Source organism: Bradyrhizobium sp. Kon10 (assembly GCF_055807395.1).
On record NZ_JBVVOZ010000330.1, the window covers coordinates 1 to 249 of the forward strand.

The 249-nt window shown below is 70.3% G+C and carries 1 protein-coding gene; it reads left to right on the forward strand.

All coding sequences use genetic code 11. The annotated features are described in order from the left end of the window. Positions 1-249 (forward strand): hypothetical protein (locus tag AC0L2O_RS37255; protein ID WP_473373262.1); only part of this gene is annotated, 249 nt, incomplete at both ends.

Below are 249 nucleotides of genomic sequence, written 5' to 3' on the forward strand. Positions count from 1 at the left end.
GTCAGCGTGGACGTGCCCGGCCATGGCCGGGTGGCGGGTGATATCGCCTGTGAAAAAGACCGGCAGGGTGGCCATGGTCGGCGACGGTATCAACGACGCACCGGCCCTGGCCGCAGCCGATATCGGCATCGCCATGGGCGGCGGCACCGACGTGGCCATGCACGCCGCCGGCATCACCCTGATGCGCGGCGACCCGCGCCTGGTGCCGGCGGCCCTGGAGATCTGCCGCAAGACCTACGCGAAAATCCG